Origin of the sequence: Neptuniibacter sp. UBA6509 (genome assembly GCA_002435145.1) — a bacterium.
In the GTDB taxonomy this organism is placed as follows: Bacteria; Pseudomonadota; Gammaproteobacteria; order Pseudomonadales; family Balneatricaceae; genus Neptuniibacter.
In genome coordinates, this window is record DJLT01000024.1 from 1 (window position 1) to 9,807 (window position 9,807).

The 9,807-nt window shown below is 43.5% G+C and carries 9 protein-coding genes; 4 read left to right on the forward strand and 5 right to left on the reverse strand.

Annotated elements, in window-relative coordinates; translation table 11 throughout:
* The 3 genes from secA to B4K11_RS03285 form a co-directional block, all read left to right on the forward strand.
* Positions 1 to 2,349: preprotein translocase subunit SecA (gene secA / locus B4K11_RS03275; RefSeq protein WP_292959226.1), on the forward strand; the 2,349-nt coding region annotated here is incomplete at its 5' end.
* 77 nt (positions 2,350 to 2,426) lie between these two features.
* Complete coding sequence (gene argJ, locus B4K11_RS03280) at positions 2,427 to 3,647, forward strand: bifunctional glutamate N-acetyltransferase/amino-acid acetyltransferase ArgJ (protein ID WP_292959227.1); 1,221 nt, start codon at positions 2,427 to 2,429, stop codon at positions 3,645 to 3,647.
* A gap of 66 nt (positions 3,648 to 3,713) precedes the next feature.
* A complete protein-coding gene (locus B4K11_RS03285) occupies positions 3,714 to 4,664 on the forward strand; it encodes a Nudix family hydrolase (RefSeq protein WP_292959228.1) in 951 nt (316 codons plus the stop codon).
* 85 nt (positions 4,665 to 4,749) lie between these two features.
* Here B4K11_RS03285 and B4K11_RS03290 read toward each other — a convergent pair whose 3' ends face one another.
* From B4K11_RS03290 to pilB, 5 genes are all read right to left on the reverse strand, one after another.
* The gene (locus B4K11_RS03290; protein ID WP_292957114.1) at positions 4,750 to 4,977 is read right to left on the reverse strand and encodes a DNA gyrase inhibitor YacG; all 228 of its coding nucleotides are present in this window, start codon (positions 4,975 to 4,977) and stop codon (positions 4,750 to 4,752) included.
* Positions 4,970 to 5,581 (reverse strand): dephospho-CoA kinase, encoded by a 612-nt coding sequence (coaE, locus tag B4K11_RS03295; RefSeq protein ID WP_292957111.1) that lies wholly within the window; start codon positions 5,579 to 5,581, stop codon positions 4,970 to 4,972. Before coaE ends, B4K11_RS03290 begins: the two co-directional genes overlap by 8 nt.
* A gap of 1 nt (position 5,582) precedes the next feature.
* Positions 5,583 to 6,431 carry a prepilin peptidase gene (locus tag B4K11_RS03300; protein WP_292957108.1) on the reverse strand — a complete coding sequence of 283 codons (849 nt, stop codon included), beginning with the start codon at positions 6,429 to 6,431 and terminating at the stop codon, positions 5,583 to 5,585.
* Positions 6,432 to 6,505: 74 nt separating this feature from the next.
* Positions 6,506 to 7,726, reverse strand: coding sequence for a type II secretion system F family protein (locus B4K11_RS03305; RefSeq protein WP_292957106.1), 1,221 nt, complete (start codon positions 7,724 to 7,726; stop codon positions 6,506 to 6,508).
* An 18-nt stretch (positions 7,727 to 7,744) separates the two neighbouring features.
* Positions 7,745 to 9,475: a type IV-A pilus assembly ATPase PilB gene (gene pilB, locus B4K11_RS03310; RefSeq protein WP_292957103.1), complete on the reverse strand. Its 1,731-nt coding sequence runs from the start codon at positions 9,473 to 9,475 to the stop codon at positions 7,745 to 7,747.
* 271 nt (positions 9,476 to 9,746) lie between these two features.
* On the opposite strand from pilB, the gene B4K11_RS18590 reads away from it, so the two are divergent.
* Positions 9,747 to 9,807: prepilin-type N-terminal cleavage/methylation domain-containing protein (locus B4K11_RS18590; protein ID WP_414689278.1), on the forward strand; the 61-nt coding region annotated here is incomplete at its 3' end.

Here is a 9,807-nt window from a genome sequence, read left to right on the forward strand (position 1 = left end):
GTGAATGATTATCTAGCCGAGCGTGATGCTGAATGGATGCGTCCATTATATGAATCGCTTGGCATGAGTGTCGGTGTTGCTTTATCAGGACAGGATCCTGCGACTAAGCGTGTAGCTTATGCAGCTGATATCACGTATGGAACCAATAATGAGTTCGGTTTCGATTATCTGCGCGATAATATGGCTTTTAGTATTGATGAAAAAGTTCAGCGCGATTTTAACTTTGCGGTTGTCGATGAAGTTGACTCGATTTTAATCGATGAAGCCCGCACTCCTTTAATTATCTCAGGCCCTGCAGAAGATAGTTCACAAATGTATGTGGCTATCAATCAGTTAATTCCTCAGCTTAAACAGTTTGAGGGAGAGATTGACCCTAAAGATGAAGAGCAAGATATTAGCGAACATTTTGTTGTTGATGAGAAAAACCGTACGGTCGAACTAACTGAAGCAGGTCATGCAGCAGTTGAAGATATGCTGACTGAGAAAGAGTTATTGAATGAAGGTGAAAGCCTTTATGCTCCTCATAACCTAAACCTTCTACATCATGTTTTAGCGGGTCTGCGCGCTCATAACCTTTTTCAGCGTGATATTGATTACATTGTTCAAGATAATGAAGTTGTTATTGTTGATGAACATACAGGTCGTATCATGCAGGGCCGTCGTTGGTCTGAAGGTTTGCATCAAGCTGTTGAAGCAAAAGAGGGTGTTTCTGTTCAAAATGAAAGCCAGACGTTTGCTTCGACTACATTCCAGAACTATTTCCGCTTGTATGACAAACTTGCTGGAATGACGGGTACGGCTGATACGGAAGCATTTGAATTACGTCAGATATACGGTTTGGATGTGCTTGTAATTCCAACAAATAAACCAGTCTCACGTAAGGATGAGAATGATCTGGTTTATATGACCGTTGAAGAAAAGTATGAGGCGATCACTAAAGAGATTCGGGCCTGTCAAGAGGCAGAGCGTCCTGTCTTAGTCGGTACAGCCTCTATTGAATCTTCAGAATTGATCTCTACGATGCTGAAGAAGGCTAAAATTCAGCATAGTGTCCTTAACGCAAAGAATCATGGCGGTGAAGCATCTATTATCGCCCAAGCGGGTCGACCGGGTGCCGTTACTATTGCAACTAACATGGCAGGCCGTGGTACCGATATTGTTTTGGGTGGTAAATTAGAAGCAGAGCTTGATGCTTTGGATAATCCGAGTGAAGCGCAGATTGCTGAAGTAACTGCGGCTTGGGAAAAACGCCATCAGCAGGTGCTAGATAATGGCGGGTTACATATTATTGGTACGGAGCGACATGAGTCCCGCCGTATTGATAACCAGTTGCGTGGCCGTGCGGGTCGTCAGGGTGATCCTGGTTCGTCTCGTTTCTTCCTATCTCTGGAAGATGATCTAATGCGTATCTTCGCTTCTGATCGTGTGCGTCAGCTCATGCAGGCTCTAGGTATGGAGCGTGGTGAAGCTATTGAGCACAAAATGGTAAGTAACGCGATTGAAAAAGCTCAGCGTAAAGTTGAAGGTCGTAACTTTGATATGCGTAAAGCGCTACTTGAATATGATGATGTAGCGAATGATCAGCGTTCTGTTATTTATGAACAGCGTAATGAGTTGATGGCGACGGATGATATATCTGAAACTATTAATGCTGTTCGTGAAGAGATCGTTGAAAGCAAATTAAGTGAGTTTGTTCCTCCGCAAAGCTTAGAAGAACAGTGGGATATTCCCGGATTGGAGAAGTCTCTAGAGGCTGATTTTGCTGTGAAACTTCCTGTGCAAGAGTGGCTAGATCAAGATGACACTTTGCATGAAGAGACGCTTTATAAGAAAGTTCAGGATGAAATTCTAGCGGTTTATACTCAGAAAGAGCAGCAGGCTGGTGAAGGCACTATGCGTAATTTTGAGAAGCAGGTCATGCTGCAGGTGCTTGATACTTTATGGAAAGAGCATCTTCAGACGATGGATCATCTTCGCCAAGGTATTCATCTGCGTGGTTATGCCCAGAAGAATCCAAAGCAGGAGTATAAGCGTGAATCTTTCCACTTGTTCCAAGAGTTGCTGGATAACATTAAGCGCGATGTGATTCGTATTATCTGTCATGTGCAAGTTCAGCAGCCTGAAGAAGTTGAGGCGATGGAGCAACAGCGCCGTGAACAGGCTGAGAAACAACAGATGGACTTTACGCATTCACAAAGTTCTGCCATGTCTGAAGATAGTGAAGCGCCTGAAGGCTCTGAAGAGCAAGGTGAAACGTTTGTCAGAGACGGTAAAAAAGTGGGACGTAATGAGCCTTGTCCGTGTGGTTCGGGTAAAAAATATAAGCAGTGCCACGGCAAATTAGCTTAATTAGCATTCTGCTGAAATTATAAGATTGATAAGAAAGCAGCCTATTGGCTGCTTTCTGCTCTAAAGAGGTATTTAAAATGGCAGTTGGACCGGAAACTTTCCCTCAGAAAATGTTTGAAGTCGCTGGCTTTGAATTGGGTACAGCATCAGCGGGTATTAAAACGCCTGGACGTAAAGATGTTGTGCTTATGCGTGTTTGTGAAGGTGCGAGTGTAGCGGGTGTATTCACTCAAAACGCTTTTTGTGCTGCGCCCGTTCAGATATGTAAACAGCATTTAAGTGAAGCGCCTGCACGGTATCTTGTGATTAATACGGGTAATGCCAATGCGGGGACGGGTGAAGAGGGTTTTCAGGATGCCTTGGCTACCTGTCAATCGGTTTCTACTTTGTGCAATACCTCTATTGAATCAGTACTTCCATTCTCGACAGGTGTTATTGGTGAAAAGTTGCCTGTAGAGAAATTGGTCGCTGTACTACCGGATGCGAAGGCGGCGCTGTCTACTGATGGCTGGAATGATGCGGCTGAAGGTATTTTGACGACTGATACGCGTATTAAAGGTGCATCTTTACAGTTCTCTTATGAAGGTAAGGTGATTACATTGACTGGAATCTCTAAAGGCTCAGGCATGATTAAGCCAAATATGGCAACGATGCTGGGTTATGTTGCAACGGATGCTGCGATAGCTCCAGAGTTACTTCAGAGATTGTTAACTGATGCGACTAACTGTTCGTTCAATCGGATAACGGTTGATAGTGATACCTCTACAAATGATTCATGTATGTTGGTAGCGACCGGAGAGTCAGGTTTAGAGGTGTCTGGAAGCAATCAGGAGCTCTTTAACGTTTTTGCTGATGCCTTAACTCAGATTATGCAAGAGTTGGCTCACGCGATTGTCAGAGATGGTGAAGGGGCGACTAAATTTGTAACCGTTAAGGTTGAAAGCGCGCTCAATCAGCAGGAAGCATTAAAAACCGCATTTGATATAGCACACTCTCCATTAGTTAAAACGGCGCTTTTTGCTTCTGATCCTAACTGGGGGCGAATTTTGGCTGTGGTTGGCCGTGCTGAAATAGCTGATCTAGACCTTGACGCGCTACAGCTCTTCCTTGGCGATGTTTGTATTGTTAGCAAAGGTGGGCGTGACGCAGGTTATACAGAGGAAGCGGGCCAGGCTGTTATGGATGGAGAGGAGATCTTGATTCGAGTGGTATTGAACCGTGGTGATGTAAGTGAAACGGTTTGGACGACAGATCTATCTCATGATTATGTCAGCATCAATGCGGATTATCGTAGTTAATACGTGTGCGGATTAGCGTTGAATTTATCAATACTTAATAGCTTGATGTTTGATGGGATGAATTGAATGAGTCGTAAGTTAATCCATGTGGCTGCTGCGGTCATTCAGAACAGTGTGGGCGATATTCTTATCGCTAAACGCTCTACTGATAAGCATCAAGGTGGCTTGTGGGAATTTCCCGGTGGGAAAGTGGAGGAGGGTGAAAGTGCACTTGAAGCGCTTTCACGTGAACTTTATGAAGAGCTGGGTGTTGAGATAGACAGAGATAAAACGCACCCCTTGATTAAAATACCGCATCATTACTCGGATAAATCAGTTTTATTAGATGTTTTTCAGGTTAATGCTTTTTCCGGGAATGCATGGGGGAAAGAGGGGCAGCCCGTTAAGTGGGTCTCTAAATCTCAATTAGATACTTATGAGTTCCCCGCGGCCAATAGGCCAATTTTGAACGCTTGTATGTTACCTAGTAGTATTGCTATCACCCCAGTCTCCCTTAATCCTGCAGAGATAAATAGTTTCTTTCAGGGTGTTTCTGCACAAGGTGCGCAAGCGATTATGTTACGGAATTCGGAATATTCCGATGAGGAATTTAGAGCTGCTTATAGTGCTTTAAAGCAATCCAATTCTGACCTAAAGCTCCCTATGCTTGTAAACTGCTCATTAGAAATCGCTTTAGAGTTAGGTGCCCAAGGTTTGCACCTTAGCTCGGAACGATTAAAGGCGTTAGAAAGCCGGAGTGAGTTTTCAGGTCGTTGGCTAAGCGCTTCTTGCCATGATGAGGCGGAACTGGAAATGGCGGTTGAGAAGGGGCTAGATTTTGTAACGCTATCCCCCTTGTTATTTACAACCTCTCACCCTGAAGTGGTGCCTTTAGGTTGGGAGCGGTTCCAAAAGCTCGTATCAGAGTGCACAATCCCGGTATTCGCGCTAGGGGGATTAGATAAGAGCCATATAGAACAGGTTGTTAATTGTGGTGGTCAGGGTATCGCTGCTATTAGCTGTTGGGTGGATAAATAGCGTCGGAGTAAGTAAGAGCAGCAAGTAAGAGCAGCAAGTAAGAGCAGCAAGTAAGAGCAAATAGCAGCTTGATGAATAGTGGTATCTAGTGTGTAGTGGGCGGAATTGCCCCATCTCTATCTACATGTTCTTCCGTTTCTGCGCTGCTGTAATCGCTCGCTGATTTTGATTCCGGAATTTGATATTCCTCATTCGCCCAAGCGCCTAAGTCAATCTGTTTACATCGCTCGCTGCAAAAGGGTCTAAATTGATTGCTGCTATCCCACTCTTGTTGCTTTTCACATGTAGGGCATTTGACGATGGGTTTACTCATTGTGCTGATCCTGATGGGCAAGTGTTAGTAGTTTATGGTGTAAATTATTCACTTTGTTTTTAAGTGTATAGAGATCTTTGTCATTGCTGATGACTGAGTCTGCGCGTTCTAGTTTATCTTCTCTTTGCATTTGAACATCAATGATTGCTTCCACCTGTGTCTTATTATTATTGTCCCGCGACATCGTGCGCTGTATTTGTAATTCTCTAGGTAGATCAACAACCACAATGTGGTCGGTTAAACTGTGTTGATCTGTTTCAAGAAGCAGAGGTGAAACCAATACCGTATAAGGCGAATTAGATACGTTTAGCTGAGTAACGATCCTCTCTCTGATTAAAGGGTGAAGCAGGTTTTCAAGCCATTTACGCTCTTCTGGGTTATCAAAGACGCGTGCTCTAAGTTCAGCCCTATTAAGCTCGCCTGATTCGGTTATAACAGTGGGGCCAAAGTGAGATGAAATGTTTTGTAATGCATCTTCTCCCGGCTCGACGACCTCTCTCGCTACAATGTCTGCATCGATAACTGTTATACCTAATGATTCTAGTTGTACTGTAACGGCACTTTTTCCTGAGCCTATACCACCGGTGATACCAACGATAAACATGTTAAATACCTATGAACTGTAGGTAGGTACCCATAATGTTGTCGCCCCAAATAATTGCGATCCAGCCTGCTATAGCAAGGTAGGGGCCGAATGGAATAGGGGTTTGTTGCTCCTGCTTTTTAGTCACAATCATTAGAATGCCAAGAACGGCACCCACAACAGAGCTTAGAAGAATGATTAAGGGAATCTGTGATAGACCCGCCCAAGCGCCTAAGGCGGCTAGAAGTTTGAAGTCACCATAGCCCATCCCTTCCTTCCCTGTAAGGAGTTTAAAGGCCCAATAGACGCTCCAAAGGCTTAGATAGCCGGCAATGGCACCGTACACAGCGCTTTCAAGCGAGGTGAATAGACCAAAGCTGTTAGCAAAAAGCCCTGCCCATAAAAGAGGCAGGGTGATTCGATCAGGAAGTAGTTGATGGTCAATATCAATAAAAATAAGACAAATTAGTGCCCAAGATAGTAACGTTAAGCCTAGACTTACTTCGTTTAGTCCATAGATATAGACAACAGAAGCGCCAGTAATTGCCGTAAGAAGCTCTATAGCAGGATAGCGGAATGGAATATGTAGGCCGCAGGATGAGCATTTAGCTTTTAGATAGAGGTAACTTAATACCGGTATATTTTCATACCATCTGATTTTGTGTCCGCATTGAGGGCAAGTGGAATCAGGGGAGGAAAGGTTATATGTCTCCTGTGGTGTATCGTTTTCATCTTGATGTTCTGCTAACCACTCCTTTTCCATCATGATGGGAAGTCGGTGAATAACTACATTGAGAAAACTGCCAACACACAGGGACAAAATAAAAGCGCAGGCTACTGCCCACGCTGGATCTATTTGTAAAAGAATCATTAGGGATGCTTATAAAATGTTAAAATTTACTTGCCTAGATTATTAAAGAGTTCTCCAGGTTCGCTAAGGAGCCATCAGACAACTTGACCTAACTGGAAGATAGGTAGATACATGGCGATTACGAGTCCACCAACAAGTATACCCAGCACAGCCATAATAAGCGGCTCTAAGAGACTGGATAAATTATCTACCGCATTATCTACTAGTTCTTCATAGAAATCGGCTACTTTCTCAAGCATCATTTCTAAGGAGCCTGCTTCTTCGCCGATTGCTATCATCTGAACCGTCATATTCGGGAATACGCCGGTCATAGTGACAGCATTATTCAGAGATTGACCGGTAGAAACGCCGTTTCTGATCTGTAAAATTGCATCGCGGTAGAGTGCGTTACCAGAGGCTCCAGCGGCTGATTCTAATGCGTTTACTAATGGGACACCTGCCGCAAATGTAGTTGCAAGCGTTCTGGCAAAACGAGCAATAGAGGCGTTGTGTAAAATACCGCCAATGACAGGGATTTTTAGCATGGCCTTATCGACACCATCGCGGAATTTTTTCGACTTTAAGCGCGCTTTGCTAAATATATATCCGCTAATGGCTACTCCAATAAGGACGACCCACCACCATTTTTGAGCAATCTCGGACAGTCCAATAACGAAAAGAGTGAATGCAGGTAGGTCCGCTCCAAAGCTTTTGAAAACGTCCTGAAACTGTGGCACTACTTTTACAAGAAGGATTGCTGATACAATGATGCCGACAACGATAACTGCAGTGGGGTAAGTTAAAGCTTTTTTAATTTTTGCTTTTAAACTTTCCAGTTTCTCTTTATAGGTCGCTACACGGTCTAACATCTGTTCAAGTGCGCCGGATTGTTCTCCTGCACTCACCAAACTGCAGTAAAGGTCATCAAAATGCTCAGGATACTTAGTTAGCGCAGTTGAAAAGTCGAGGCCGCTGTTTACATCATTTTTAATGCTGTAAATGATTTCTTTGAGTTTGTCTTTTTCAACGCCGCCCGCAGTAATATCTAGGCCTTGCAAGAGAGGGACGCCAGATTTAAGCATGGTAGCGACTTGGCGAGTAAAAAAGGCAATATCAACGGGTTTAATAGGCTTGCTTTTGGCGCTAAAAAAACCAGCTCCGCGTTCTTTGGCAACTTTGGAAGGAAGGATGCCCTGCTTTCGTAGCTGTGCCTTAGCCATAGATACATTGGCAGCATCCACTTTGCCTTTGCTTTTGTTGCCACTTTTATCTTTACCTTGCCAGGTAAAGGTTTGTAGCTTGGCTTCTTTAGCCATAAAAAATGTATCCTGTAATTAGGTCTTAATGACGCGATTCATTTCTTCGAGGCTGGTAACGCCCTCGGCGACTTTTTTCAGGCCAGACAGCCTTAAACTCTGAAAATCCTGCGTATTGGCAACTTTAAGTATATCCAGTGAGTTGCCATTTTCCATAATAACTTCAGCTATTTCAGGTGACATTGCAAGCATCTCATAAATACCAACACGTCCTTTGTAACCTCTATTGCACTTATTGCACCCATCATGATTAGCTTCGAACAGATTTAGGGTTTTCAGTTCTTGATCAGTAAAGCCGCCTTCAATACTAAACCCTTCTTCTCTTAGCGTAGCTTCTGGGAGAGAGATTGGGGTTTTACAGCTTTCGCATAGGCGCCGTCCTAAGCGCTGTGCAATAATTAAACTGACAGAAGTCGCAATATTAAATGCGGGAACGCCCATGTTTCTTAAGCGTGTAAGTGTTTCAGGGGCGCTGTTTGTATGCAGTGTTGATAACACCATATGACCTGTTTGTGCAGCTTTTATGGCAATCTCTGCGGTTTCCAAATCTCGAATCTCACCTACCATTACTACGTCCGGGTCTTGACGTAGGAAGGCGCGTAGAGCTTCTGCAAATGTTAACCCTACTTTTGAGTTAACGTGTACCTGGTTTATCCCTTCAAGGTTTATTTCCACCGGATCTTCAGCGGTGGAGATGTTACGCTCTTCTGTATTTAATATATTGAGGCCGGTATATAAGCTAACGGTTTTACCACTACCGGTGGGTCCTGTTACTAGAACCATTCCTTGTGGACGATGGAGAGTGCTTAAATACATCTCTTTCTGAAATTCAGAAAAACCTAGAGCCTCAACCCCCATTTTAGCACTGCTGGGATCTAGTATACGCAGTACGATTTTTTCACCCCAGAGGGTAGGTAACGTATTGACACGAAAATCGATAGCGCGGTTTTTAGATATCTTCATCTTGATACGGCCATCTTGTGGGATACGTCGCTCTGAGATATCCATTTGCGACATGACTTTTAATCGTGCAGATAGCCGTGAAGCAAGGTTTGATGGAGGCTTGGCGATCTCTTGTAGTATACCGTCAATACGACTACGGATTCGGTAAGCTTTCTCATAAGGCTCGAAATGAATATCTGATGCACCATTTTTGATGGAATCGAGAAGTATCTTGTTAACAAAGCGTACGATAGGTGCATCTTTCGATGCATCTTCTGGAGACTCCTCTTCTGCTTCACCAGGAACAGAATCATCAATTTCTAAATTGTCTAAATCACTGTCTTCTAAATCATCTAGGGCCGAACCTTGACCGTCTAAAAAGAGTTCTATCGCTTTAGTGAGTTTATCTTCTTCAACGATGATCGCTTCAGTCGTGATGCCGCTTTGGAATTTAAATTCATCGAGTGCTTGGATATTTGTCGGATCTGATATAGCAACAAAGAGGCGGTTATCACGTTTTTGAAGTGGGAGAGCATGATGTTTCGTAATCAAGGCGTCATTGATTAAACCTTGGGGAAGCGTTGAGCTATCCATTGCTTCTAGATCAAGCAGGGGAATGCCGAACTCTTCGGAGGCCGCTGCCGCCGCTCTATAAGCGCTGACTAGTCGTTGTTCGATAACATAGGAGATAAATGTTTGCTGTTTTTCACGACACTGTAAGGCCGCATCTGCTGCGACTTCAGCAGAGCAAACACCTTCATTAACTAATCTTTTAGCAAGTCCGCTGAGCGGTTGGCTAGGCTGCAAAACTGTAACCTCTTAATCCTTTAGGCTATTTAATATTCCAAAAGCTATTTTTTTTTCCAGAAACTATTTTAATGCCAGTAAGTGCGAATGCTCTATAAATTGACATATATCATACAGATAAAATAGCATTTGCATCGCAGTTTGAAAATGCGCACTATACTGTTTATAAGATTATTCTTAATTGGAAACTGGCGTGTTGTAAAAAATACGCTACAATCAAAGGACTTGGTTGATCCCAAGGATTTTTTTCGCTGGAGATAAAAAAATGAAAATGAATAATAAACAACAGGGTTTTACCCTAATCGAATTAATGATCGTTGTTGCGATTATCG